Origin of the sequence: Paenarthrobacter sp. RAF54_2, assembly GCF_052113945.1 — a bacterium.
Taxonomy (GTDB): Bacteria; Actinomycetota; Actinomycetes; order Actinomycetales; family Micrococcaceae; genus Arthrobacter.
The window spans coordinates 117,660-142,399 of sequence record NZ_JBFRDV010000008.1 but is presented as its reverse complement, the minus strand read 5'-3'; the positions used below and the strand labels follow the sequence as shown (position 1 = coordinate 142,399).

General features: G+C 59.9%; 23 protein-coding genes. 16 read left to right on the top strand and 7 right to left on the bottom strand.

Annotated features, from left to right (window positions below):
• The first annotated feature begins 56 nt into the window (after positions 1–56).
• The 5 genes from AB4Y87_RS10315 to AB4Y87_RS10295 all read left to right on the top strand — a co-directional run bounded on the left by AB4Y87_RS10315 (position 57) and on the right by AB4Y87_RS10295 (position 4,837).
• Entirely contained in the window at positions 57–617 is a 561-nt protein-coding gene (locus AB4Y87_RS10315; RefSeq protein WP_442004249.1) for a hypothetical protein, read from the top strand.
• On the top strand, positions 614–2,053 hold the full coding sequence (locus tag AB4Y87_RS10310; RefSeq protein WP_442004248.1) for a dihydrolipoyl dehydrogenase family protein: 1,440 nt from the start codon (positions 614–616) through the stop codon (positions 2,051–2,053). Before AB4Y87_RS10315 ends, AB4Y87_RS10310 begins: the two co-directional genes overlap by 4 nt.
• A 199-nt stretch (positions 2,054–2,252) precedes the next feature.
• Complete coding sequence (locus AB4Y87_RS10305; protein ID WP_442004247.1) at positions 2,253–2,459, top strand: hypothetical protein; 207 nt, start codon at positions 2,253–2,255, stop codon at positions 2,457–2,459.
• Positions 2,460–3,080: 621 nt separating this feature from the next.
• Positions 3,081–4,064: a phosphoglycerate dehydrogenase gene (locus tag AB4Y87_RS10300; protein ID WP_442004246.1), complete on the top strand. Its 984-nt coding sequence runs from the start codon at positions 3,081–3,083 to the stop codon at positions 4,062–4,064.
• 77 nt (positions 4,065–4,141) lie between these two features.
• Positions 4,142–4,837: a molybdate ABC transporter substrate-binding protein gene (locus tag AB4Y87_RS10295; protein ID WP_442004245.1), complete on the top strand. Its 696-nt coding sequence runs from the start codon at positions 4,142–4,144 to the stop codon at positions 4,835–4,837.
• On the opposite strand, the gene AB4Y87_RS10290 is transcribed toward AB4Y87_RS10295, so the two are convergent.
• Positions 4,830–5,495, bottom strand: a complete 666-nt coding sequence (locus tag AB4Y87_RS10290) for a GntR family transcriptional regulator (protein ID WP_442004244.1) — start codon at positions 5,493–5,495, stop codon at positions 4,830–4,832. The genes AB4Y87_RS10295 and AB4Y87_RS10290 overlap by 8 nt on opposite strands.
• A gap of 208 nt (positions 5,496–5,703) precedes the next feature.
• Between AB4Y87_RS10290 and AB4Y87_RS10285 the strand changes: the two genes are divergently transcribed.
• From AB4Y87_RS10285 to otnC, 4 genes are read left to right on the top strand one after another with little or no spacing between them, the layout of a single operon-like run.
• Entirely contained in the window at positions 5,704–6,492 is a 789-nt protein-coding gene (locus tag AB4Y87_RS10285) for a hydroxypyruvate isomerase family protein (protein ID WP_442004243.1), read from the top strand.
• A complete protein-coding gene (locus tag AB4Y87_RS10280; protein ID WP_442004242.1) occupies positions 6,489–7,163 on the top strand; it encodes an aspartate/glutamate racemase family protein in 675 nt (224 codons plus the stop codon). Before AB4Y87_RS10285 ends, AB4Y87_RS10280 begins: the two co-directional genes overlap by 4 nt.
• Entirely contained in the window at positions 7,160–8,413 is a 1,254-nt protein-coding gene (otnK, locus tag AB4Y87_RS10275) for a 3-oxo-tetronate kinase (RefSeq protein ID WP_442004241.1), read from the top strand. Before AB4Y87_RS10280 ends, otnK begins: the two co-directional genes overlap by 4 nt.
• The gene (otnC, locus tag AB4Y87_RS10270; RefSeq protein ID WP_442004240.1) at positions 8,410–9,057 is read left to right on the top strand and encodes a 3-oxo-tetronate 4-phosphate decarboxylase; all 648 of its coding nucleotides are present in this window, start codon (positions 8,410–8,412) and stop codon (positions 9,055–9,057) included. Before otnK ends, otnC begins: the two co-directional genes overlap by 4 nt.
• Positions 9,058–10,014: 957 nt before the next feature.
• Here otnC and AB4Y87_RS10265 read toward each other — a convergent pair.
• Complete coding sequence (locus AB4Y87_RS10265; RefSeq protein WP_442004239.1) at positions 10,015–11,328, bottom strand: MFS transporter; 1,314 nt, start codon at positions 11,326–11,328, stop codon at positions 10,015–10,017.
• Positions 11,329–11,644: 316 nt separating this feature from the next.
• Positions 11,645–12,982, bottom strand: a complete 1,338-nt coding sequence (locus AB4Y87_RS10260) for an amidase (RefSeq protein WP_442004238.1) — start codon at positions 12,980–12,982, stop codon at positions 11,645–11,647.
• 164 nt (positions 12,983–13,146) lie between these two features.
• On the opposite strand from AB4Y87_RS10260, the gene AB4Y87_RS10255 reads away from it, so the two are divergent.
• The 4 genes from AB4Y87_RS10255 to AB4Y87_RS10240 all read left to right on the top strand — a co-directional run bounded on the left by AB4Y87_RS10255 (position 13,147) and on the right by AB4Y87_RS10240 (position 15,935).
• Positions 13,147–13,758 (top strand): HD domain-containing protein, encoded by a 612-nt coding sequence (locus AB4Y87_RS10255; RefSeq protein WP_442004237.1) that lies wholly within the window; start codon positions 13,147–13,149, stop codon positions 13,756–13,758.
• Between the two features lie 85 nt (positions 13,759–13,843).
• Positions 13,844–14,230: a RidA family protein gene (locus AB4Y87_RS10250; RefSeq protein WP_442004236.1), complete on the top strand. Its 387-nt coding sequence runs from the start codon at positions 13,844–13,846 to the stop codon at positions 14,228–14,230.
• A gap of 372 nt (positions 14,231–14,602) precedes the next feature.
• The gene (locus tag AB4Y87_RS10245) at positions 14,603–15,541 is read left to right on the top strand and encodes an aldo/keto reductase (RefSeq protein WP_442004235.1); all 939 of its coding nucleotides are present in this window, start codon (positions 14,603–14,605) and stop codon (positions 15,539–15,541) included.
• A gap of 169 nt (positions 15,542–15,710) precedes the next feature.
• Entirely contained in the window at positions 15,711–15,935 is a 225-nt protein-coding gene (locus tag AB4Y87_RS10240) for a hypothetical protein (RefSeq protein WP_442004234.1), read from the top strand.
• 717 nt (positions 15,936–16,652) lie between these two features.
• On the opposite strand, the gene AB4Y87_RS10235 is transcribed toward AB4Y87_RS10240, so the two are convergent.
• Genes AB4Y87_RS10235 through AB4Y87_RS10225 form a run of 3 tightly spaced genes read right to left on the bottom strand, consistent with a single transcriptional unit; the run spans position 16,653 to position 19,383 of the window.
• Positions 16,653–17,408, bottom strand: a complete 756-nt coding sequence (locus AB4Y87_RS10235; RefSeq protein WP_442004233.1) for a maleylpyruvate isomerase family mycothiol-dependent enzyme — start codon at positions 17,406–17,408, stop codon at positions 16,653–16,655.
• On the bottom strand, positions 17,408–18,247 hold the full coding sequence (locus AB4Y87_RS10230; RefSeq protein ID WP_442004232.1) for a fumarylacetoacetate hydrolase family protein: 840 nt from the start codon (positions 18,245–18,247) through the stop codon (positions 17,408–17,410). The genes AB4Y87_RS10235 and AB4Y87_RS10230 overlap by 1 nt, the downstream gene beginning before the upstream one ends.
• On the bottom strand, positions 18,247–19,383 hold the full coding sequence (locus AB4Y87_RS10225; protein ID WP_442004231.1) for a cupin domain-containing protein: 1,137 nt from the start codon (positions 19,381–19,383) through the stop codon (positions 18,247–18,249). The genes AB4Y87_RS10230 and AB4Y87_RS10225 overlap by 1 nt, the downstream gene beginning before the upstream one ends.
• A 471-nt stretch (positions 19,384–19,854) precedes the next feature.
• Between AB4Y87_RS10225 and AB4Y87_RS10220 the strand changes: the two genes are divergently transcribed.
• Positions 19,855–20,400: a flavin reductase family protein gene (locus AB4Y87_RS10220; RefSeq protein WP_442004230.1), complete on the top strand. Its 546-nt coding sequence runs from the start codon at positions 19,855–19,857 to the stop codon at positions 20,398–20,400.
• Positions 20,401–20,413: 13 nt separating this feature from the next.
• Here the strand turns inward: AB4Y87_RS10220 and AB4Y87_RS10215 are convergent, their stop codons facing one another.
• Positions 20,414–21,235 (bottom strand): IclR family transcriptional regulator, encoded by an 822-nt coding sequence (locus AB4Y87_RS10215; RefSeq protein ID WP_442004229.1) that lies wholly within the window; start codon positions 21,233–21,235, stop codon positions 20,414–20,416.
• Positions 21,236–21,494: 259 nt separating this feature from the next.
• Here AB4Y87_RS10215 and AB4Y87_RS10210 point away from each other — a divergent pair, with 259 nt between their 5' ends.
• Both AB4Y87_RS10210 and AB4Y87_RS10205 read left to right on the top strand, forming a co-directional pair.
• Positions 21,495–23,051, top strand: a complete 1,557-nt coding sequence (locus tag AB4Y87_RS10210; RefSeq protein ID WP_442004346.1) for a carboxylesterase/lipase family protein — start codon at positions 21,495–21,497, stop codon at positions 23,049–23,051.
• 194 nt (positions 23,052–23,245) lie between these two features.
• Positions 23,246–24,634, top strand: coding sequence for a M24 family metallopeptidase (locus AB4Y87_RS10205; RefSeq protein WP_442004228.1), 1,389 nt, complete (start codon positions 23,246–23,248; stop codon positions 24,632–24,634).
• The last annotated feature ends 106 nt before the right edge of the window (positions 24,635–24,740 follow it).

The following is a 24,740-nucleotide window of genomic DNA, read 5'->3' as shown; positions in this document are numbered from 1 at the left end:
CCGATCGTTCTATCTATCAAATGATTCGGCTCAACCAGTGAAAAGAGAGAATTGCTATGACTACCAGTGTTGTTCAGGCTCCGACCATGACCGGGGCATTGGGAAAGCTGTACTTCATCCGATTTGGGTTTGCGATTGTATGGGCCTTGCTTCTGGCCATTTCCGCGTCCACGCTTAGTCCGCTGAGCGTCGTCCTTCTCCTGCTCTATCCTGGGTTCGACCTCGCTGCGGCGGTTATTGATTACCGGGCGTCCCGCCTTACGAAGCCCACGCCTGCGCTGTACGTCAATATGGCGCTGAGCCTGTTGACTGCTATCGGCCTGGGTGTGGCAGTCACTTCAGGTCTTCCGGCCGTCCTGATCGTCTGGGGTGCATGGGCCATAACTGCCGGGATCGTGCAACTCATCGTCGGGGTCAGCCGGCGCGCCATGGGCGGGCAGTGGCCGATGATTCTTAGCGGTGGCATCTCCGTTCTTGCCGGCGCTGGGTTCATTTTGCAGTCCGGTGGGCCCAAGGCGACCCTGGCCAGCCTCGCCGGTTACGCGACGCTGGGCGGCGTGTTCTTCCTCGTCTCGGCCCTGCGTCTGCGCCGCGCTGGGAAAGCCGGCAACCGATGAGCGCCACGGAATACGACGTCATCATCATTGGTGCCGGACCGGTAGGGGAAAACGTCGCTGACCGTGTTGTCCAAGGCGGACTCACAGCGGTGGTCGTCGAAAGCGAACTCGTTGGCGGCGAATGCTCGTACTGGGCCTGCATGCCCACGAAAGCACTGCTACGCGATGCCGCCGCTCTTCGCGCTGTCCGGCTTCTTCCTGGTGCTGCCGCCGCGGTCACCGGCGAACTGGACGTCAACGCGATCCTGGCACGCCGCGATCGCTTCGCCTCTAACTGGGAGGACGCTGGCCAAGTAGCCTGGCTCAACCAAGCAGGCATCACCCTAGTCCGAGGCCGCGGACGCATCACTGCCCCCCGCAGAGTCTCGGTGACCGACGCAGATGGGCGCGTGCTTTCTTTGGCCGCCCGTCACGCAGTAGTCATCGCTACAGGCACCAGCGCCGTTCTTCCCCCAATTCCGGGCCTCGCCGACGCTAAACCTTGGACCAGCCGTGAAGCGGTATCCTCGAGCACCATTCCTGACCGGCTGGCCATCATCGGCGGAGGCGTCGTCGGAGCGGAGATGGCCACGGCGTACAACGCTCTAGGTTCAGCCGTCACCTTCATCGCACGCGACGGAGTTCTGCCAAACGTCGAGCCATACGCAGCAGAACACGTCGTCGCGTCCCTCCGGGACAGGGGCGTGCACGTCATGATCGGTGCCGATCCTTCCCTGATCACCCGCGATACCAAAGGCACCGTGCATATCTCCTTGGCTGACGGAGCCGTCATTGAAGCAGAAGAGCTTCTCGTCGCCACCGGTCGAAAGCCCAACACCGGGGACCTCGGACTCGACCAGATCGGGCTCGCGCCCGGGAGCTGGCTGACCGTAGACGACACCCTTCAAGTGGTCAATACAGAAGGTGCGCCCGCCGGCCCTGAGTGGCTGTACGCAGCAGGGGATGTTAACCGTCGCGCGTTGCTAACGCATCAAGGCAAGTATCAGGCCCGCGCTTTGGGCGATGCCATCGCCGCTCGAGCCGTGAGTTCACCCGTCGATTACGCCCCCTGGGGACGACACGCTGCTACCGCCGACGAACGCGCCGTGCCGCAAGTCGTCTTCACCGACCCGGAAATCGCCTCCGTCGGCCTCACCACCAAAGCCGCACAAGCAGCTGGGCATCAAATAAGGACAGTCGAATATGACCTGAGCGCCGTAGCCGGAGCAGCTCTGCACGCCGACAACTACAAAGGCAGGGCGAGCATCGTCATCAACGAACACACGAACACCATCCTCGGGTTCACCGCGGTGGGCCCGGACGTTACGGAACTCATCCACGCCGCCACCATCGCCATCGTCGGCGAGATCCCCTTGGAACGGCTCTGGCACGCAGTCCCCGCCTACCCCACCACCAGCGAAGTCTGGCTCCGACTCCTCGAAACCGCAGGCAGATAACGACGCCGCCCAAGCCCGGGCCGCCCCGTGCCAGCTGTCACAACACGCATCCCTGAGCTTCCCGGCACCAAACACCCCACCGACGCAAAGGAAAAACCATGACAACCAAGATCACACTGATCTTCGACAACCCCCCAACCCGGAAGCATTCGAGGAGGCCTTCAATCAGCTACCTAACCTGGCGCGGAATATTCCCAAGTTGCAAAGGCTCGAATCGGCCAAAGTCTGGCCCAAAGAAGACGGAACACAAACCCCAGCCCATCGGACCCTGGATCTGTACTTTGACAACTACGAGGATGCCTCAGCAGCAGTGGAAGCGAGCGAAGCCCGTGGTTTCTTCGGTGGGATCGGGGCGATCGGAACCACCTTCACAGGACTCTTCACAGACGTTGATCACTCGTTCTGAAGACCCGTAAAGCACGCGGGGTCGACTCTAACGACAACTTGCAAGGAACAGTGAGGAAGACCCGCACAGTGAAGGCGCCAGGGTGGCAAGTCACGCTCGGTTGCCCGGCTCACCAAGCACCCACGGGCGTTTGGTGATGTCCTTGCAAGCAAACCTTTATCCCAATACGAACATCGACTCTGGCACCATCCGCACTCTGGCCACCGTGAACTGGATCGCAAAGGATCATCTCAAAGCCTGACCGGCGACTCCGGCACCGGGAACTCCCACCTAACCATCTGCCTCGGCCGAGAAGGGCTACCGGGAACACACCCTCGCCAACAGCTCATGGACGAACTCGTCGAGGGCTGACCCGCGGGCCGAGGCGGGTTTGCCGGCGGCGCCAAACCCGCCTTCGGTCTTGTGTCGTAATACCGGCATAGCCCCTTCACCCCTGTGTCTTCACCCTCTACCGCGCAATCCTGTGCGGTCTTGACGATTCTAAGGCCTAATCGAGGCTTCAGAATGCAAAATAGGCTATACTATAGAATTATGGTAATGCTGTACTGCTGGAGATTTCAGCATTCACTTTTTACGGGAAATGTGGTATTGCCTCCGTATTCGATAAGGAGAACGATGGGCATGGACAAAAAGCGAGTTCTGGTCACTACGTCGTGGCTAGCCGAAGGTGGAACCGTACATGACACTCTTGTCAACGCCGGGCACGAGGTCATTTATGGTCGGCCTGCGGACCTTCGACGCAAGGGGCTCACGCTAAAGGACGTCATCGCGGATGCTGACGGAGTAATCGCCGGCGTCGAGCTCTTTGATGCCGACGTGCTGAGGGCCGCACCAAATCTGAAAGTGGTGGCCCGGACCGGGGTTGGATATGACAACGTCGACCTCGCTACTGCCAATGAACTCGGCATCGTCGTGTGCGCAACGCCTGGCGTGAACCGGCAGTCCGTCGCGGAGTTCGCTATCGCGTCATTGCTGAACCTGGTTCGCCGTATCCCTGAACATAGTCTGGCGCTGCAGGAGGGCGGTTGGGATCAAGCGAGCGGCCGCGAATTGCATGGCATGACCCTGGGCCTCGTTGGTCTGGGCGCCATCGGCAAGACAGTTGCCCAGTTGGCTCGGGCGTTCGGCATGGAAGTGGTGGCCTACGATCCCTATTTCGATGAGGCATTCGCAAAGGAGATGGGGGTTGGGCGCCTTGACTTGCCCGAGCTGATCGCGTGTTCCGACGCCATCAGCCTGCACGTGTTTCTTAGCGACGATACGCGGCACCTGATCGACGCTCGCGCGATCGAGACGATGAAAGATGGCGCAATCATTGTCAACGCCGCCCGTGGCGGTGTTGTCGACGAGGGGGCACTGCTTGATGCTCTCCGCTCGAACAAGCTTGCCGGTGCAGCGTTGGACACTTTCGAGCAAGAGCCGTTGCCCTCCGACAGCCCTCTGCTCGGGGTCCAGAATCTGCTGCTGACCCCTCACATCGCCGGGGCAACGCTTGAGGGCCGGGATCGGTCTGGTGCGATGGCGGCAGAGGCCGTGATCGACGCACTGGCTGGCTCAATTCCCCGCTATGCCACCAACCGGGAAGCGACTGCAATCAAGAGCTAGCCGGTCTTCAATGCCGGCCGCGATAAACAACGACAGGAGCAGGCCGCCAGCCTCTCCTCAATATAGGGAGATCATTCATGCCAAACCGATCCATCATCATGATGAGTGGACTCGCCACGCGCAAAGCGTTTGATGACGAGATTTTTGCAGCCTTCCTGAGGCAAACCGGGGTCGGAGTCACCCCGGTTTTCGATCCAACAGTTCAGCTGTTGCGGCGCATCGAAGCCGGCGAACCCTTCGACGTGTTGATCAGTGCGATGCCATCATTTAGCGACTTGGTCGCGCGTGGCATCGTTGCCCCGGCGCCTGCACCTATTGTGCGCACTGGAATCGGTTTCGCTGTGGCTTCCGGTGCAAACCACCCCGAAATCGGCACCACGGAGGAGCTGATTGAGACCCTGACCGCTGCCCGCTCTGTCGCTTACTCGCGCACGGGGCAGAGCGGAATCTACTTCGTAGAGCTCCTCAAACGGCTCGGCATCGACGACATGGTGTTGCCTAAAGCCACAGTCCTCGATAGGGGCTTCACCGCCGCAGCTCTGCTCACAGGAGAGGCCGACCTCGCAGTCCAGCAGCTGAGCGAACTCATGTTCGTGCCCGAGGCCGAGATTGTCGGGCCGCTCCCGGAGGAACTTCAAAAATGGACGGAATTCGCTGCTGGGATCGCGGTAGATTCCGTGAGTAACCCAGATGTACGCGCGTTCGTCGAATACATCGTTGGGCCGCAGTCAGCGCCGGCGTACCGTGCCACCGCTCTCGAACCGCTCAGCTGACAGGCTCCAGAGCAGTCTGAGCTCGCTCTACAGCAGCCCGCACATGAATGCGCATTGCTTCCGAAGCGGCATTCGGGTCACCGGTCGCCAGAGCGTCCAGGATGCTCTGGTGCTCGGCGGCCGCTTCGGAAGCATTGGTGTGGCCAGACTTCATGAACAGCCGGAAGCGCTGCACCTGCCCGCTGAGCGCAAGATAGGCGCTTTCAAGAAATGGATTGTCTGCCTGGGCGGCAATCAGCCGGTGGAACCTGTCATCCGCGCTCCAATAGAGCCGGAACGCAGCAGGGTCCTCATCCGCACCCGCCGCAGAGTCAATGAGTTCCTGGATCGTCCCTGCGAGCTCCTCAAGAAAATCGGGCGTGCGCCGCAGCGCGCTCTCGGCGGCGATCGCAGGCTCTATCAACTCCCGTGCAGTGGCAAGCTTACCCATTTCTCGAGCCGTGAAAGGTGGAGCGACAAAATAGCCCCGCAAGGCCTCCCTTTGGACCAGACCGGAATGTTCCAGCCGTGCAAGCGCTTCGCGAAGAGGTGTCTGGCTCACATCCAATTCTCGACTAATGGCCCCGATGTTCAGTGGTTCACCAGGGCGACGGGTACCGTCCATAAGTTGGGTGAGCAGTACCTCGTACATGCGATCTGCCAGGGGAAGCTTTCTCAACGGTTCTCCTCGGATGGTTCTTCAGCTACGTCGACCATGCTCATTGACAGAAGGGCAGGGCTGTTAACTATTGTTACTTCTTCTCACCGATCGTACTGCCATATTAACTGTACTATAAGAGTCAGTAATATAGTATCTGAGTCACTTAGATGGTATTGCGCACATTGGCCCTGTTCATCGGAGCGGGGATGCCCCCCGAAAGGACGAAATGACGAGGCTTCGATTCGACGCGAATCTGAAATGGTTATTTACTGAGGTCCCGTTCGTCGAGCGGTTCGATGCAGCCGCCAACGCGGGTTTCGCAGCTGTCGAGTATGCCTCTCCATACGAATATGGACCGGCGCAGTTGCGCAGTTTATTGAATAATGCGGGCCTCGAACAGGTCTTGATCAATACGCCCATGGGGCCGCCCGGATCGCCTACACGGTCTGGACTTGCATGCATGCCCGATCTGGTTCCCGAATACCGGGACGGTGTACTTCGCGGCTTGGAATATGCAGTTGCGTTGGACGCCCGGTTCCTCCACATTGTCGGCGGAATCGTCCCTGACGGGGTCAGCCCTGAGAGAGCGCATGCGCGCTACGTACACAACATAGCCTGGGCTGCGGAACAGGCGCACGGGACCGGAATCGGCTTGCTTCTCGAGACACAGAACAAGCGTGACGCTCCGGGTTTCGTATTGAGGTCACAAGAGCACGCCGCCGCCGTGGTCGAAGCAGTTGGCGACGATAATGTGGGGCTGCTGCTGGACTTTTATCATGCGCAAATTGACGAAGGCGACCTCATTCATACGTACGAGCGGTTTAAGGACATCACACTCCACCTGCAGATCGCCGACCCCCCTTCCCGTAATGAACCAGGCACCGGTGAGGTCGGATGGGCGGCGCTCTTTGCGGCCATCGAATCCTCCGGTTATGACGGGTGGATCGGCTGCGAGTACCGGCCTAAGTCTGAAACTGTGGCCGGCCTAACATGGATGAAAGAGATCACCCGATGAACATCACCCCCAAGATTGCGCTAATCAGTGCCGTCCCCGCTTCCATCCCACCAGCGCAATCCGCCTTACGTGAGAGTTTCCCTGACGTGGTGGTCTGGAACATCCTCGACGACCGACTTCTTAGTGATGCAGAAGACCGCGGCGGACTGGACGACGACCTGTGCCTTCGAATGAACCGCCTTATCGAGCACGCATTGCGAGAGCACGCCGCGGCAGTGCTCCTTACCTGTTCTCTCTACGGTCCCGTTGCGCAGGCAACTCACTCCGACGTACCCGTCTTGGCACCCGATGAGGCCGCGTTCGCCGATATCGCCGCCGCCGACTACGGATCCGTTTTGGTCATAGCTTCGTTCGACGGTGCAAGGGACGACTCGGTTGAACGCCTTCAGCAAACGCTACGAACAACCGGCAAGAACACTCGCGTCACTGGTCTAACGGTGCCCTCCGCAATGGCGGCGACAAAGGCGGGAGATCACGAAGCACTCGTCACCGCCCTCATTGACGCATGCCTTCTGCGTCCAGGCGACGTGGAGGCTGTCTTCCTCGCGCAGTATTCCCTCGCCCCAGCCGGTGCCAGATTGCAGGAAGCGTTGGGCGTCCCTGTCATCTCAGGACCGAAAAGTTCGGCCGTTGCCCTGCACCGCATTTTCTCAGGGGGTAGCGGGGCATGATCGGGATCATCGCCGACGACGTTACCGGCGCCACCGACGCAGCTGTCGCTTTCCGTCGTCAGGGATTGCGGGTTGGAGTTTACTTCGGCCTGCCCGACGCCTCCGTGATCGAGCCCGGCCTGGATGCAGCTGTCATCGCTCTGAAGTCTCGCACTCTCCCCTCACCCGACGCGGTCGGGCAGACACTGAAAGCAGCCGAGTTACTACGGGTTGCCGGAGCCCGACAACTGTATTTCAAGTACTGCTCCACGTTCGATTCCACCCCGTCGGGCAACATAGGCCCGGTCTTGGATGCCCTGGCCGGCTTCGCTGGCACCGACCTGGTAGTCTCAACGCCCAGCTCACCAGAGCACGGGCGAACAACCTACAACGGATACCTCTTCGTGCACGAACTGCTTTTGTCTGAATCCCACATGCGCAACCATCCCCTCACTCCAATGACGGACTCTGCACTCACACGTCTCATGGACGCGCAGACCCGAGGTGGCAGCGTCGTGATCGATCACGAAACCGTACGCCGCGGTCCGCACGCAATCAGAGAGCGTCTCGACCATGCCCGTGGCGCGGCGAGATACCTTTTCCCGGATGCGATCACTGACGATGACCTCCTCGCCATTGCCCACGGGGTCCTCGACGAGCCGCTCGTTGCCGGGGCAGCTGGGTTGGCCGGAGCTATCGCACGGGCCCACGTGGAACGCCGTGGCGTCAGCATCACCGACGACTTTCAGCCAGCGCCCACGGGCCGCGCAGTTGTTCTTGCAGGAAGCTGCTCGCGCCGCACGCTCGAACAGATCGAGCAAATGCATCGCGCGGGGCGGCCGGCCTACCGGTTGGATGCGTTGGGCGCACAGGACGCGTCGAGCCTGGCCCGAGAAGCGCTCAACTGGTACGACGCACTGCCGGGTGGGCCCGCACCACTTATTTATTCGTCACTTCCACCAACAGAGCTCCACGAAGTACAGGACATCCTGGGCGTGGAACGTTCTGCCGAGATTCTTGAAGGCGCAATCGGCGAGGTCGCGCGTGGCCTCCGCGATCGTGGTGTCGTTCGCTTTGTCGCGGCAGGTGGCGAGACCTCTGGATCCATAGTCAGCGCCCTTGGCATTCAAGGCGGCATCATCGGACCCGAGGCTGCCTTGGGAGTGCCCTGGATCCACACTGATCAAAACTTGGACGTTCTGTTGAAGTCCGGCAATTTCGGTGAACCCAACCTCCTCGTTGCCGCCTCAACTGAAGGAACCCACCCATGAGCATCGACAGGAAAACAGCCGCTGAGCAGATCATTCAGTCTGCCCGCTCATTATTTACGCGAGGGCTCACGCACGGCAGCACGGGAAACATTTCCGTGCGCACGGAAGAAGGAATCCTGGTTACCCCAACAGGATGCAGTCTGGGCACGGTCTCCGTAGGAGATCTGTCGCTCATCGATGGTGGCGGCGGGCACCTGTCCGGACCGAAGCCCTCGAAAGAATCGTTCCTGCACGCTGCAGTACTACGTGCACGGCCTGACGCGAACGCTGTCATCCATACCCACTCGACTTACAGCGCCGCGGTGTCCTGCATGAGCGGCCTCGATATGGATAACGTGTTGCCTCCGCTCACCGCCTACTACGCTATGCGCATCGGGCAGCTCCCACTTCTCCCCTATCACGCCCCCGGTGACGCCGAGTTGGAAGGTCTTGCCGAAGCCACCGCCGTCGACAGCCACGCGATGTTGCTAAGTAATCACGGGCCGGTCGTGGCCGGAAAAACCCTTCCCGCGGGCATGGATGCGCTCGAAGAGCTGGAAGAAACCGCACGACTCTTCCTTCTACTTCGTAACATCCCGACCAGGCCGCTGACCCCGGAACAGGCGACAACGCTTTCCTCGGGTCAGAGGGCACCAAGAGCATAAGTGTCTGACCAGATAACAACTTCTGTCCGATTCACCCAGCTATTCAACCCCCAACCGTCGAAGACATAATCAATCGCGCACGAAACAAACGGGCCCGACATCGCCTCGGATGAGCAATGATCCTACAGTCTCGATATTGCGTACCTGGGGACCTTGCTAGGCACTGGATGAACGGGGTGAGGGGGTCCTCATCAGGTATCACTCGCTGCTCACCCAAGCCGACACGCAAACATCTACCGCCATACATGCCTGAGCCTCGCCACGATGACACAACCCCGCAGCCCGAAATCCCTGCTCCGGATGTCCAGCCGCTCGACCAACGCCCTGCTGAAGCTTCCGCGGCGTAGCCGCCACGAGAGGCTGGGCTCATGAGTCCTGTGCTCAAACAATTTGCGGTAGCGACGGTACATCGGAGGCCACGTCGCACGCTCCCTGGGCGCTCGATTTCCGGGATTACGTACCTTGCCGCGCACGAGATGGACGCGGGCTTGTCCGTTTTTGGAAGGTGATTCCGCCACTTCCTAGGAAGATCGGGACGGCTTGGTGACTCGTGCCGCGTAGGGTGCGCATCTCGAGTCTTGGCGGTGATGCACAACACACGAAACCGAAAACAGCACGGATGGCCTGAAGGACTCGCCCCCTCGACTTGCTGGGTGACGGCGAGCTGGAAGCGGTCTACACACGGGACGAAGTCCTCTCACTCAATCAGAGGCGACGAACGGTTCCATGCCAGGCCTTCGTTGTTGGTGGACGGAACCGATAACGGGGATGTAGTACAAACGGCAGCGTTCCTGTCGGGGACCCGGACAGTCACCATGCCTCTGAACGGGTGAACATGCTAGAGAAGCCCAACTGCATCGAACGGCGGCAGCATCCCCGTGGACATCAGTGGGAATGCTGCCGTCCTGTCCTGGTCGCCGTCTGCGCCGACGAATATCCCTTTGGACTCCTGTCGCTTTATGCCTCGTCTGTCAGGGAGCGGTGAGACGTCTCTTTATGTACAAGCACCGCCACACCTGAACCCACTGCGGTCAGAATCACGAAGAAAGCCGGCATGAGGATGTTCGAAGTCTGGCCGATGAGAGCGGTGAGAATCAGTGGAGCTGCTCCGCCGAAAATCGCTGTGGTGAGGTTATAGCCCAGCGAGTATGCCGTATTGCGGACATTTGTGGGGAACATTTCGAGAAGTGCTGGGTGAATGACGCCCGCGGTCCCGGCGAATGCCAGCCCAAGCAGCACTCCAGCGAGCAGGGCGAGAGTTATGTCGCCGGTGCCGAGCAGGAGATAACAGGGGTAGGCCAAGGCCGCGATAGCGATACAGGACCCGAGCATCACAGGGCGGCGTCCCCTTCTATCGGAGAGATGTGCGGCGAATGGAATCGCAAGGGTGGAGCATATGATCACAGCCGCGCCAACCATCAGACTATTGGGGCGGGAGAATCCAGCTTGGGTGGACAGATAGGTCGGCATGTAAACGAAGAGCACGTAGAAACCTGAGCTGTTGAGCATTGGGATGGCAAATGCCAATGCCAGCTTTCCGCGGTTACCGCGAGAGAACGATTCACGCAACGGGTTGCGGGAGACCTTTCCCCTGCTCTTGAGTTCGACGAAGGCGGGCGTGTCCTCTAGTTTCCTGCGGATGTAAAAGCCGATGATTCCCAAAGGTGCTGCCACGAGGAAGGGAATACGCCAGCCCCAGCTCTCCATGTCGGCCCGCGCGAGCGTCGACGTCAAGAAATATGCCATGCCCGTTCCGGTAAGCAGTGCGACTGTGGTGCCCATCTGCGGCCACGACATCATGAAGGCCCGCCGGTTCGCTTGGGCGTACTCCCCAACGAACGACATCGCTGTGGATACCTCACCCCCTGCGGAAATTCCCTGGATAATCCGCATCAGAAGCAGCACCACCACCGACGCTATCCCCCAGCTGGCGTAACCAGGCAGCAAACCGATCACGGTTGTTGCTCCGGTCATCAGCGTCAACGCCAGCACCATCACGGGTCGACGACCAACGCGGTCCGCCATCATTCCCAACAGGACACCGCCAACCGGGCGGAAGACGAAGGTAACGGCAAAGATGCCAAATGAAAATAGCAGGGCTACGCTCTCTGCGCCTGGTGGGAAGAAGTTGAGCGCGAGGATGCCAGCAAGAAACCCGTAAACACCATTGTCGTAGAACTCAACGAACATGCCGATGCTGCCGGCGACGGTAACCTTGCGAACACTTTGCGCCGGTGCCGGCGCCAGTTTCGTCTTATTGCTCGTGGTCATGAAAAACACTCTCCTTTAAGTGGTTCTCAGGGTGAAGCCGAAGTAAAGGTCGGACCAACACATCGCGTCAATGCGAAGGCACTGCAAACAAACCGACCCACTGGATATAGTATAGCGTTGTCATAAATGCTATCGCAATGGGTAGCTTGCTCGACGATAGTTCCGGCCGCGCAGCGGCGTTTTTGCCCACCTAGCACCTGCTGTCCGGCCGCAGCCCTGCGGTCCCCCGGCAGAGGCGGCAAGCCATAGCCGGCCCTGCCGGGGTCTCTGCGACCAGAAGAATTCGCATGCTCGTAGCGGAGCGGTTTCTGCTTGGCTATCCGAGCAATTGGTTAGCGACTCCAGACGCCGTCGCAAGGAGTGCCGCGTCACGGCCTTTAGTAGTGAAAAGCTGGACGCTCCAGGGCCCGGACTCCGCATTGCCAGGCAGGGCGATCGCCGGTGTACCCAACATGTTCTGCAAACGAGTGTTCCGCACCAGTTGCCGACGGACCCCTGATGTCGCCCCCTCGGCGATCGTCGGTGCCTCAATCGGGATCGTAGCGTTCATCAGCGCGTCGTACTGAATAGTCAATTCCGCCATTCTTACCTGGAGTTTACGGACTTCCCAGCGAGCTCGTTCATACTGTTCCCGCGACACTTGCCCTCCATCCTGCAGTCGCCGGCGCACGTCCCCCCCGATTAATTCCGGGGCGTCGGCCAGCCGTCGGCTGTGGACTCGGTATGACTCATAGGCCATGATCGTCGAGGATACGTCCATGATGTCAACGTCAGTGGGGGCCTCGACGATATCAATGCTCCAACCGTGACGTGCCAGTTGTTGCCACGTAGCCTCCAGCCTTGCGGCGATCGAAGAATCGACCGGCACGTCGGAGTCCTCGAAGATGGCCAAGCGACGACCAGTGCCGGCGCCTTCATTGTGAAATGGGCTGCCCGTTAGCGCACCCATGGCAATCTGAACGTCCTCAACTGACAGTGCCAGCAATCCGACGTGATCCATTGTTGGCGCGGTGGGCAGTACTCCCGTCGTCGGTAGTAATCCATAGCTCGGCTTGAATCCAACGACTCCACACAGTGTTGCAGGACCGCGGATTGAGCCTCCGGTATCTGTGCCTAGGGCAATGGGCGAAAGTCCGGCCGCGACGGCTGCCGCCGAGCCGCTGCTGGATCCGCCAGGGATGCTGTCCGGGAATCGCGGATTTCTCGCCCCACCGTCGTACTCGTTCAGCCCGGAGGGTCCATAGGCGAGCTCATGAAGTCGCGTTCTACCAAGAATTATTGCTCCCGCCCGTCGGAGCCTGGTGATGATCCCTGCATCAAGTTCGGGAACCACGTGGACTGAGCGGGAACCGGCGGCCATGACGTGCCCGCGAATGTGAATCACGTCCTTGATGCCGAAGGGGATGCCGTCAATCGCGGAGAGTCGATCCCCTGCGCGGAGCCGCTTCTCGCTCTCGGCCGCCTCCTTTGTGGCTTCCGCGCGGTGTACGCCTACGAATGCATTGACTGATTCGGCAGTGGCGTCAATGGCCCCGATGTAGTGCTCTACGAGGTCAACTGGACTGAACTCCCCCCGGTCAAGACCACGGCGTAGTTCCGTCAGTGTTCGAGTCTCGTTTGGCATCTTCATGGGGAGATCGGTATCAGAGGTCATGGCGGATCCGCCCGTCTCGTCGTCCCGCCGGCTGACTCCGGCTGATGGGATTGCTCCACGAGCTCGCCGAGCCCTCGGGTACATCGTGAGTATTGAATATCGTTTCCATGGTGTGTAGCATACGACACGATATAGCCTTACGCTATACTATAGAGGAGAAGGAAATGCCTGATATCGAACGAATCCGATCCGGAGTGCGTGCCAGCCTTCCAGAACTTGCAGACTTTGCTGATCAAGATCTTGCAGAGAAGATCGTTGAGGCTTGGACTCTGTCTTTGTCCCAAACGGAATTCGAGAGCATCGAGGATATGCCCGGATCAGCAAATCCGGACTCCCCGAGCTTGCGTGGTGGTACCCAGGCCACTCACATCCGAGGAGTTGGCCAACTTACCGTCGCGTTGGGCGAGGAGCTGGAACGGGTACTCGGCCCTCTCGGGCTTGATCGCGACATGCTTTATGCAGGAGGCGTATTGCACGACCTCGGTAAGCCTTTCGAAAACAGTCGAATAAACCAGAAGCGGTGGCAGGACGACCCAGGCAAGACCGGGTTCCCTTCAATACGCCACTCAGTTTATGGCGTCCACATCGCCTTGACCGTTGGGCTGCCGGAGTCACTTGCCCACGTGTGCGGCGCGCATTCCGGTGAGGGAGAGCTGATCTATCGCAGCCTTTTGAACAGCATCGTGCACCACGCGGACCATGCCTTCTGGGCGGCGGCGGAGAAGGGCGGCCTTCTCGACATGAATCCAAGGGACCGCCTGTCCAAGAAAGGCTAGGTCCGCATCATCAACACAATCAGAACGGGCTCCGCCCTTCTGATGACCACTCGCAGGAAATGCATACATCAAAGGAGAAACAACTGTGATCAAGGAAATTGTTAGCGACCGCATTGCCCCCATCGACGTCCCTCTTACCCATGTCGTGCGAGCCGGTGACTACGTATACGTCTCCGGACAGATCGCCGTTCGCTCTGACGGAAGCCTGGTTATTGGTGACTTCCCCGCGGAGACGCGCGCAGTTTTGGACAACATCAGCGCCGCTGTTGAAGCTGCCGGGGGAAGCCTCGCCGATGTCTGCAAGACCACGGTATTTCTGCTCAACGCCACTCTGTTCGAACCGATGAACAGTGTGTATCGTGAATACTTCAAAAAGCCCTATCCCGCCCGGGCAACGATCGTAGCGCCGCTGTCCAACCCCGACCTCCGTATCGAAATCGAAGCGGTCGCATACATTCCTGTCGGAGACTAGGAACAATTCTTGGTGCCTCGTAGGCGCAACGACGAAAAGTGCGGTCGGCTTCTTCTAAACCGGAGTAGGCCACTCTCTTCAATGCCTTATTGGTGCTCATTGCTGCACGTTCGTCCGCTGGATCTCGTGAGGATTTGTCCGGAACAGTCCTACGAATAATTAGATACCTCTTAGTATTCGCGGCGTGCACGGGAACTGGGTGCTGGGCACAGATAAAGCTACCCTCGACCCTGGCCGGCCGCACTGGAACTTGGCGGTCCAGTGCGGCGCCAGGCCAGCACTTCTCCACCGGCAGCGAAAACCCGCCACGCGTTTAGTAGTAAGCCAGCGGACGTCAAGCAGATGCTGGGACCGCCATAGAGAGGGCACACAATGGGCAAGTCAGCAACGTTTCCTAACCTTTTCCCTATCACGCTCGGCGGCAACACCTTTGGGTGGACGAGCGACGAGGCTACTTCATTCAAAGTCTTGGATGCGTTTTTCCAAGCCGGCGGCAACCACATTGACACAGCTGACAACTACTCAGCATTCGCGCCTGGAAACGAGGGCGGCGAATCGGAGACCGTCATAGGAAATTGGTTGTCGTCGCGCGGGTGCCGGAGCGAGATTTTCGTTGCTTCGAAAGTGGGCCAGCATCCGCAGTACCGTGGATTGGCTCGCGAAAACATCCGCGCGGCCATCGAACAGACCCTTCGTCGTCTTAGGACCGACTACCTCGACCTCTACTACGCCCATAACGACGACCCACAGCAGGACATCGTGGACATTGCGGCGTCATTCGATTCGCTGATCCGTACGGGTAAGGTGCTACGGATCGGAATTTCAAACATGAGTCCGGAGCGTATCGCCGCATGGGTGCGGGCCGCGGAGGTCAATGGGTTCGCTAGTCCTGCCGCGCTCCAGCCTCACTACAATCTTCTTGCCCGAAGAAGTTACGAGCAAGACTATGAGCCGCTCGCGCGTACGCACGGGCTAAGAGTGTTTCCCTACTTATCACTGGCTGCCGGTTTCCTGACGGGCAAGTACCGCACGCCTGCTGCCGTGCACGGAACCGCTCGAGAACGCAGACTCAGCAGTTACGGTGACCACGCATTCCGGGTGGTAGACGTGCTGGTCGGAATTGCCGATGAAGCCAACGTCGCACCGGCTACAGTCGCCCTCGCCTGGGAGCTGTCGAGGAAGAGTGTCACAGGGCCAATCGTCTCTGCCAGTTCATCGGAACAGTTACCGGACATATTGGCAGCGGCCGGTCTCCGCCTTTCAAGCGCCCAAATCTCCCGTCTGGAGCGAATCACCACTGTAGGGACGTAGTCCCAACACCGGTCATTCTGGAGCTAGGACAATACAGCGGTATCACCTCGTGGAACGTCCCTAGTCACCCCCATCCACTGGCCGCGGTCGGAAATGGCGGCTGAGCCCGGGACGGCAGGCTCAGGATCCTGTTATCTGCTCCACGTTCGTACTTGAAAGGAAAGCCCAAATGAGCGGTAAATTTCAACAGAAATCAATTAGCGTTACCGTCACCAACCCTAGAACCATGGACGAGGATCTTGAGCGGGCTGAGCTCGCCATCCGGGCCGACATATCCTCGGAAAGTCGTGGCGGTATCTTGATTACCCGGACCAGTCCTACTACGTTCGTCGTCGCTGCCAGCGATGATGTACCGCACGGGCAAACGCACGCAAAGTGGCTTGAAAAGCCGTAGTGCGGGAGGACAGCCCGTGTACATTTCGCCACTGTATGTCTGTCGGCCATTGGCAAGCCCTCGAACCAGCCGCTATGAAACACATGCCTTGGGATCACTGATCCCGACGGCACCGTCGTAGAAGCCCGTATGGGGTCCGCACACGCTCACGTATACATTCGGTACGGAAAGCTCAGCGTGCCCCATGAAGATCGCTCGTGAGAACCCCTCGTGATCTTCTTGAAGCCCCTTGACGGTCAGGCCATTCCTTGAAACACGTAGCATCCCTTGCTGCGCGGCTGCGTGATTTCTTGCCTCTGGCTGCTCGTTCGCGCCCAGGCGGTGGTGCCGCGCCGTCGGCCGCCGTCTTGACCCAAGGCGTGGTCGTTCCAAGTATCCGATTCGGCCGCCCCAGATTGACGGAAGGGTGCTTATCGGCGTCTAACCCACGGGAGTAGAAGTGGCTGCGAAGATTGCCGTTCCCCTACAGATTTAGACTCGGGACGGGCTGCGGCCAAAGTGAATGATCAGGACGATCACGACGACGACCAAAAGGACATCAATCAAATCGCCCCGATGTTGCCGGACAGGTGAGCAGCCGGAGCGGGCGAAGAAGCGTCTTCTACAAAGTCGAGGCGTAGTTTACGTGGCAGGCCTCCAATTCCTCCTTATCTATCTGAGCACGCCAGGGAAACGAACCGGCACAATACGTTTGCCAGTTTTCCATACCGCATCGGGCTAAATCCAGGGGGGCGCAGCCGGCGGCGCAATTGCTTCGACTCCGTGCTTTGCCGTGACGCTGGCGGTGCCCCGGCCGGTGGCCCACGCGGTCATCGCGGCCAACGGACCGGAGACCTTCACCGGTGAACTCCCTGCGACGTCGCCGAACACCAAGGTGGAGGAGTGGCCCGTAACCTCGATCAGCAGTCCCTTATCCGTGCCTCGGGAGGACCAGGCACCGGAGATGTCCTTGAGCAGACGGGCCAGAACGGGGGCGGGGATGTCGTGAAAGGACGCCCCGTTGTCCAAATCGACGGCGTGCACCCACACTTCCCGCGTCCGCATCCACACAGTTTCCTCGGCCTGGACTACACGGCCCTGCACAGTCGTGACCTTGTGGTGCCAGCTGTCGGCGGGCAGGTCCCGCCATTCGACGTTCAGGTGGATCGCCGAATGGTCGAATAGGTTGCGCAGCGCGATGGGGCTCAGCGTGGCGCCGAAGTCGATCTCGTGGTTGCGGATCTCCAGCGAGGGGTACATCGGGTTCTCCACGCCTGTTGCCGCCCACTCCACCAGCCTGGCGATGGCGCGGGCGTTGTAGCCCACGTGGGAAACGACGTGTCGCCGCGTCCAGCCCGGAAGCAGCGAGGGGGCGTCAAGGTCCATGTCGGACAACTCGTTCAGCTTGCGGGCAAAGAACGCGGTGCCGCGCCTGGCCTGGAGGAGTCCGTCGAGCAGGACAGGATCGGTGGTTTCGTCGTGCCGAGCGACCATCAGGCTTCTTTAACCACGCGGTTGGCCAGCTGGCCGAGTCCCTCAATGGTGGTGACCAAGACCTGGCCTTCCTGCAGGTAGCGCTTGGGGTCCTGAGCATGGCCCACGCCCCCGGGTGTGCCGGTGGCGATCACGTCGCCGGGGTTCAGCGTAATGATGGTGGAGATATAGGAGACCAGGAACGCCGGGGTGAACACCAGGTCCGAGACACGGGTGGACTGCTGGATTTCGCCGTCCACCGCAGAGGTCATCAGCGGGCCTGCAGTGAATTCGTCCTTTGTGACCAACGCGGGCCCGAACGGGGTGGATTTCTCCCACGTCTTGCCTTGGAGCCACTGGATGGTACGGAACTGGTAGTCGCGCATGCTGATGTCGTTCAGGACCGCGTACCCGGCGATGTGGTCTCCCGCTTCGGCTTCGGCGATGCGGCGGCCCTTCTTGCCGATGATCACCGCCAGTTCGGCTTCCCAGTCCACAGTGTCTGATTCCTGCGGCAACGCCAGGTCATCATTGGGGCCGATCAGCGACTCGGTGTACTTCGCGAACAGGGTGGGGTGCTCCGGGATTTCCCGGCCCATTTCCTTGATGTGGTTGCGGTAGTTGTGGCCGACACAGATGATCTTTCCGGGTGCAGGCACGACGGCGGCGAGGTCGGCGCCGTCGAGCGCGTGCGTTACCCCGTTGGCCGCCTTCGCCGTGGTTTCCCAGTCGGGATTCTGCAGCAAGGCCCCGACGTCGGAGTAGCCCGGAATTTCGGTGAGGGTGCCCCCGTCCTGACGGACCGCCGTCGTGCTGTCATTGCCGGTGCCGCCCAGGAGGCGGAGGGTGAGGAGTCTCATTACTGGGTGCGTCCTTCGGTGTAGGTGCGGTTGAAGTTCAAGCGTTCGAAGATGGGCGCGTCGCTGAAGCGGAAGAGGTCAAATTCACCGTCAGCGGAGGCTTGCAGGGACCATTGGGCCCAGGAGGGGACAACAAACAGGTCGCCCTTGGCCAGGGCTTTGGTTTCGCCGTTCATGTTCACGGTGCCGGTGCCTTCAAAGACCTGCCAGACGCTGGAACCGACCTCTCGAAGCGGCTGGGTCGAAGCACCGCCACGGAGACGGTGGAACTCTGCGCGGATGGTTGGCATCACATCACCGCCGGTGGTGGGGTTGCTGTACCGGACGGCGGCGTGGCCCTGGGACACCGTGGCGGGATGGCCCTCGTCCTCAAGCAGCAACTGTTCCCGCAGTGCGGTGTCTGTGTGCTCCCAGCGGTAGGCGGCGATGGGCGAATTGGTGGTGTCATCCAGCCCAGAGAGCGGACGCAGGCCAGGATGCGCCCACAAACGTTCGGAGCGCGAGATGTCCGGAGTGGCCTCATCAGTAACGCGCTCGGTGCCGAACTCGAAGAACCCCGCATCGGAGTAGTGCACAAACGGGATGTCCAGGCCGTCGATCCAAGCCATGGGCTGGTCGGTCTCATTGTGGTGACCGTGGAAGTTCCAGCCGGGAGTCAGGAGGAAATCACCGCGGCGCATGGCCACGGGATCGCCGTTCACCACGGTCCACACTCCTTCTCCTTCGACGACGAACCGGAACGCATTCTGCGAGTGCCGGTGCTCGGGTGCGGTTTCGTGTCCCCCGAGGTACTGGATGGCTGCCCACAGCGTGGGGGTGGCATAGGGGGCGTTGCCAAGACCCGGATTGGCGAGGGCGATGGCGCGTCGCTCACCGCCACGGCCGACCGGGACCAGATCGCCGGCGCGGGCAGCCAGCGGGTACAGATCGTTCCAGCGCCAGACATGGGGCACCGCCTTGGGGGACGGGACCAAGGGCATCAGGTCCGCGATCTCGGTCCAGAGCGGGATGAGGTTTTCGCTGTCGAAGTCGCGGTAAAGCTGCTCCAGTTGGGCGGTTTCCTCGGGTGTGGGTTCCGGAACGGCCATGCCTTGGGCAACGGACTCGTGCGTCGGATTTTCGGCGCTGATGGACACGATGGTCTCCTTCAATATGATGTTCGGTGTAGCGCCACAGTAAAGGCAGACCCTCAGGACCACGCCGAAGATTCTGCAATGAAGAATGCAACTGGCCAATCCAACTGTCGCGCAGGCCCCATCAGCCCAGAGGCTTTTGGTCCTGAGTGTCAATAACGACAACCGGGTCACCCCGCCCCAACCTTTTCCAGTCTTGAGTTAGCTCTGTGGTCTTGATCCTTCGCAAAGCGCGGGGCGCCCTCGGGCTTGTTCATTGTGGCCTTCTCCTTCGACTCGTGGCCTGCGGGGCTTCCCCTCTCACTCGACTGGTTAGGCAGCCAAACTACATTTTCCCGCACCAGCGAAGGCGGATTTCCACCATCAAGAAAGTGCCGCATGCCTTCGAAGTCCCGTCGCACAGTGATTCATACGCAGATACAAGCCCGGGCCGGCAAAGCGGGCTAGGGCGACAACCGATGAAGGAGAATGACCGTGATTGCGACAGAGAGCCTAAACAGCCATCCCATGTCCGCTGACCATTTCAAGAACGTTTTCCGGGAACACCCAGGCGGAGTAGCCTTGATCACCGCTGATCCGGGCGGGGCATTCGCTCCGGCAGCGCTCACAGCTACCTCAGTGATTTCGCTGAGTGCCGAACCGCCAACGATGGCGTTCTCGGTCTCCGAGTTCTCTTCCAGTACGCCAGCTCTCCGGGTGGCTGAAACTGCCGTGGTGCATTTGCTCGACGCGGACAGCATCCATCTGGCAAAACTTGGCGCAACAAGCGGCATCAACCGTTTTGAGGATTCTGCCCTCTGGGGCCGCCTCGATACGGGTGAACCATATTTCAAAGACGCTCGCATCTGGATTCAGGCCAAGGTTATCGGCCGCCTCGACGTCACGGGCGCAACAATTCTCGCGGTCGAGGGTCAGGCAATCGGCGGCCGCGCGTTCGGTTCCGAACAGCCGGCCGTCCCCTTGGTCTACTGCAATCGCACATGGCACCAACTCGGTGACCAGTCCGTACTTGCAGGCTAGCGGTGTCTGGTGGTCAAGCTATGAATTCGACAGAATCCTCGGCCAGCACGCTATCAGATCGGAGCGCGGCGGTGAGTTCGTCACGTGCATGAAACAGCAACCTCAGGCGGCCAGGGTCACGGTACAGGGCTGGCAACCGAGGAGTTGGAGTGCTGATGACAATGGCAACAGGCGGCGTATTAGGCGGAGCAACAGGAACTCCAATCGCCGATATCCCGGAATTAATCGCATCGACACAGCGGGAATATCCTCGTTTACGCGTCGCTTCGAGTTCACTGAGCAAGATCGCATAGTCTCGCTCGGAGAGGATCGATCCTCGAGATTCGGCAGCCTTGCTCTGATACAGCCTTTCCACCTGTTCTTGGGGCAACAAAGCCAGGAGAGCACGCCCAGCGGCGCTTACGTGGGCCATCATCACGTTACCTGTACGCTCCGGAACATGGTCAGAGAACTCCGGCGCGACGGAGAGAAGCACTCGCGAGTGTTCGCCGATACGCGTACAGAGGGACACGGTTTCGCGGAACTCAGCAACAAGTGTGTCGATGATCGGTTGGGCCAGTTCCTGGACGGCCCGCACCTTCTCAGAAGAGATGACCGGCGTGTACATTGCTGGACCTGCCCAGTACCGTCGGTGGTCGTCCTGAACGGCGAAGCCGTGATACGTCAGCATGGCCATAATCCGGTGAGCCGTCGAATCGGCGACACCCAGAATCTTCGCCAACTCAGACAACCGGGTCGACCCGAAGTCGCGAAGAATATGTATTGTCTTCAGCACATTGTCTATCGAGCCAATGGAGTACGTAGGTTTATGGTACTCAGAAATCTCTTGCCTCATTGCGGGATCCCACTTTCAGAACAATTTATTGTCGCCGGTGGCGAGTTCCACGGTCAAGAAGTTTTTAGTGCTGAAGGGACACGTGGAGACTACAGCCGCTCCCAAAGACCCGGGCCCGAACGCGCCGCCCGGCACTCAATTCCAAATAAAATCTGCCCTAGTCCGCGAGTGTATTGATGCTCCCGGCCGCAGGTACTGACTGTCAGTCAGTACCTCATGTCCAAGGAGGAACGGTTCATTGGTCTATACCGAGGTGACCATGGAAAACGGAAAACTCCGGGGAACGTCATTGCCTGGATCAGGCGTGAGACGATTCCTCGGAGTGCCCTACGGGGCCTCAACGGCAGGTGAGCACCGCTGGCGTCCGCCACGGCCGGCGACTCCCTGGAAGGGCACTCGAGATGCTACCGCTTTCGGTTCCGTTAGTTGGCAGGTCCCCGTGGCACCCAACTCCCTCTACGCGGGCGGTGAGCAGAACTTTAGCGAAGATTGTCTTAATCTCAATATCTGGACGGGAGCCGAGGGGGAAACAGGGCGCCCGGTGATGGTCTGGATTCATCTCGGCGCATTCCAGTTCGGCTCCGCCAATAACCCGATGTACGACGGAGAACGGCTCGCAGCGCAGGGGATCACGCTCGTGTCGATCAATCATCGCCTCGGCCGTCTGGGCTTTCTGGCTCACCCTGAACTAACAGCCGAATCCGGGTATGGCGGGTCGGGCAACTATGGCCTAATGGATCAGATAGAGGCGCTTCGGTTCGTCAGTCGTAACATAGCTGCGTTCGGCGGCGACCCCCAGAATGTCACGATCTTCGGCGTGTCGGCAGGGGGCGACAGTGTGCACAAGCTGCGTTGCTCTCCGCTGGCAGCGGGACTGTTTCATAAGACAATTGCCCACAGCGGACCTGGTGTGGCTCCCGCCATCAATGGACCAGGACATCCTGCCTACGTCTCGACCTTGGCAGCGGGCGAAGAGGCGGGCGCCCAGCTACTGACATCGCTCGGGGTCAACTCGATAACCGAGGCCCGCGCCCTTAGCCCGGAGAGCATCCTTGCCGCCGGTATCGCGCGGGCTAAGGGCGATTGGTCCTCTGATACAGCCCCTGGGCCTGGGCTCAGTGTCCACCGGTACGACACTGGGTATCCAGTGATCGACGGCTATGTGTTGGTCGAACCTGAGCAACGCACGTTTATGGAAGGACGCGCCGCAGATGTGCCCTCCATCGTCGGTAACGTGACGAACGAGCAACCTGGGATCCGCTACCTCACCTCCGTAGCTGCGGTTAAAAGGTACCTTTCCGAGACATTCGGCGCGTTAGCCGATACAGCATTCGAGCTGTATCCCGCCCATTCCGATGCGGAAGCAAGACAGGCCAGTTTGGATCTCCTTGGTGATGAGATATTCATCCTGTCGTCCTGGAACGCCGCGATGCTTCATAGCAGCACGCTGACCGCGCCCGTCTGGCACTTTCGGTTCCTTCGCGAGCCGCCAGTCGAGGGCGATGTGGCCGAAAAGGATTACGCCAGAGCATTTCACGGCGCCGATGTCCTTTACGTTTTCGGCACATATGCCGATCTAGAGTGGGGCTGGACGGATGAGGACCGAGCACTCGCCGACCGAATGCAACGCGCATGGATCTCGTTCGCCAAGACCGGGGATCCTACCGACGGCGGAACCATCCAATGGCCGGCGTTCCGGAGCAGCGTTCGCATGTCAAAGCTCTGGGACGTCTCCGATGGATTGGGCGACATTTCCGACCCGGCCAAGGTCGCTTTTTGGGAGAAATATCGTGCATCCTCAAAATTCGCAAACTGAGGGATTGCGAACGGCCCGGCGATTTCCACCTGAAAGAACTTTGCTCCTCGAACTGTCGATCGCGCCCACGATATGACGTATGGCATTCGATGCATCAACGAATGCCGAACAACGTCGTTCGACATGTGGGGAATCGGAGAATCGGCACTCTCATTATGGGCCGGGGCGCAGAACCCAGTAAGGATAGAAGAGCTATGACCATTGAAGTCACCACGGACACCGAATTTGTTACGGGAATCTCGTCGAGACTCGGGCCCCGAGTGAGGGCGCTGGACTTCATTCCCCCGTTCCCGCCGCACCCCATCCCGAGAGGTGCCAAGCCGTCAAAGGTGCCTGGCGACTACCATCCAAGACTGAGTCTTACCGAACGGGACCGTCGCTGGGATGCGCTGCGCAAGGACATGCTGATGGCTAACCTCGACGTACTTGTGCTTCTCGGCAATGACATCTACTGGGACATGGGCATCGCGAATATTCGCTACGTTACGGGCATCGCTGCGAAGATGGGGTCGAATGCGCTGTTCTTCATGGATGAAGATCCGGTGCTCTACAACGCGGTCGCCCACATGAGTCAACCGTTCCACTTTCAAGAGGCGCTGAACGGCTGGGTTGAGGACATTCGTATCGGGCACGGTATCCCTGAAATTGCTGCAGAACTCAAGGACAGGGGTCTCGGCGGGGCACGGGTCGGCTTGGTCGGCTTCTCGTCCACAATCCAGACGACTTCAACAATCCTCTCTGCTGACGAGGCTGCCTTGAAGGCGCTATTGCCGGAAGCTCAGCTTGTGGATTTCGGATACGCCTTCCAGAAACTCCGCATGGTCAAAAGCGCAGAAGAAATCGGAATGCTCCGCAAGGCCGCTGTGGTCGCGGAGAAGACCATTGAGGCACTTGTGGGCGCTGCCAAAGTGGGCGCCACAGAGGCCGAGGTCTACGCGGAAATGGTGCGAACACAAATCGCGAACGGTGGCGAGCCGAACATTTTCAACCTTTTCGCCTCAGGCCCAGTCGAGCATCCTGAGTCGGAGCTGTGGCACCTGCTTCACGGCTCTGACCAGCCGATGGTCCCTACCATGCGTCCCATCGCCGACGGCGACCTCGTCGTCGCCGAGTGGCACACAAAGTGGGGCGGGTACCTGGTACACACGGAGTACAGCTGTCATGTCGGCCCACGGGTGCCTCCCGCGCTACTCCGTCTGTTCGACGTCGCACTGGAGTGCTTCGAGGCCAGTAAGTCAGCCTTGGTGCCCGGCAAGACCATCGCCGAGGCCGTGGCAGAGATCCGCAAACCGGCAGCCAAGGCGGGCGTCAATTGGGTAGAGCTGGGATTCCACGCGATGGGATTGGCCTCGCCCGAGTTCCCGACGGTTGTCTACGACGACGGATACGGGTCGCGTTCGTTGAACGGTTCGGGTATCGGTCACCTTGTGCTCGAAGAGGGCATGCACTTTGGCAACAACATCGACCTCCACGATCAGTCATGGAAATCTGACGTGGGCATCATGTATGGCGGGAGCATGATCGTCCGCCGGGGCGGCGCCGAGGTTCTTGTGAATCCGCCGAAAGAACTGGGTGTGAGCTGACCCCCTTGCTCCTAGGGCGAGTACCCTGCTCTACGTTGGGTTTCTAACGCAATCGGCCTCCTGGCGTCCAGGGACCCGCAGCATCAGTCAGTCACCTAAGAAGTGA

Excerpts from the sequence above, each read along its gene's own strand:
- AB4Y87_RS10315 (WP_442004249.1), top strand. The coding sequence starts at position 57 with ATGACTACCAGTGTTGTTCAGGCTCCGACCATGACCGGGGCATTGGGA.
- AB4Y87_RS10310 (WP_442004248.1), top strand. The coding sequence starts at position 614 with ATGAGCGCCACGGAATACGACGTCATCATCATTGGTGCCGGACCGGTA.
- AB4Y87_RS10300 (WP_442004246.1), top strand. The coding sequence starts at position 3,081 with ATGGACAAAAAGCGAGTTCTGGTCACTACGTCGTGGCTAGCCGAAGGT.
- AB4Y87_RS10295 (WP_442004245.1), top strand. The coding sequence starts at position 4,142 with ATGCCAAACCGATCCATCATCATGATGAGTGGACTCGCCACGCGCAAA.
- AB4Y87_RS10285 (WP_442004243.1), top strand. The coding sequence starts at position 5,704 with ATGACGAGGCTTCGATTCGACGCGAATCTGAAATGGTTATTTACTGAG.
- AB4Y87_RS10280 (WP_442004242.1), top strand. The coding sequence starts at position 6,489 with ATGAACATCACCCCCAAGATTGCGCTAATCAGTGCCGTCCCCGCTTCC.
- otnK (WP_442004241.1), top strand. The coding sequence starts at position 7,160 with ATGATCGGGATCATCGCCGACGACGTTACCGGCGCCACCGACGCAGCT.
- otnC (WP_442004240.1), top strand. The coding sequence starts at position 8,410 with ATGAGCATCGACAGGAAAACAGCCGCTGAGCAGATCATTCAGTCTGCC.
- AB4Y87_RS10265 (WP_442004239.1), bottom strand. The coding sequence starts at position 11,328 with ATGACCACGAGCAATAAGACGAAACTGGCGCCGGCACCGGCGCAAAGT.
- AB4Y87_RS10260 (WP_442004238.1), bottom strand. The coding sequence starts at position 12,982 with ATGACCTCTGATACCGATCTCCCCATGAAGATGCCAAACGAGACTCGA.
- AB4Y87_RS10255 (WP_442004237.1), top strand. The coding sequence starts at position 13,147 with ATGCCTGATATCGAACGAATCCGATCCGGAGTGCGTGCCAGCCTTCCA.
- AB4Y87_RS10245 (WP_442004235.1), top strand. The coding sequence starts at position 14,603 with ATGGGCAAGTCAGCAACGTTTCCTAACCTTTTCCCTATCACGCTCGGC.
- AB4Y87_RS10240 (WP_442004234.1), top strand. The coding sequence starts at position 15,711 with ATGAGCGGTAAATTTCAACAGAAATCAATTAGCGTTACCGTCACCAAC.
- AB4Y87_RS10235 (WP_442004233.1), bottom strand. The coding sequence starts at position 17,408 with ATGGTCGCTCGGCACGACGAAACCACCGATCCTGTCCTGCTCGACGGA.
- AB4Y87_RS10230 (WP_442004232.1), bottom strand. The coding sequence starts at position 18,247 with ATGAGACTCCTCACCCTCCGCCTCCTGGGCGGCACCGGCAATGACAGC.
- AB4Y87_RS10215 (WP_442004229.1), bottom strand. The coding sequence starts at position 21,235 with ATGAGGCAAGAGATTTCTGAGTACCATAAACCTACGTACTCCATTGGC.
- AB4Y87_RS10210 (WP_442004346.1), top strand. The coding sequence starts at position 21,495 with ATGGAAAACGGAAAACTCCGGGGAACGTCATTGCCTGGATCAGGCGTG.
- AB4Y87_RS10205 (WP_442004228.1), top strand. The coding sequence starts at position 23,246 with ATGACCATTGAAGTCACCACGGACACCGAATTTGTTACGGGAATCTCG.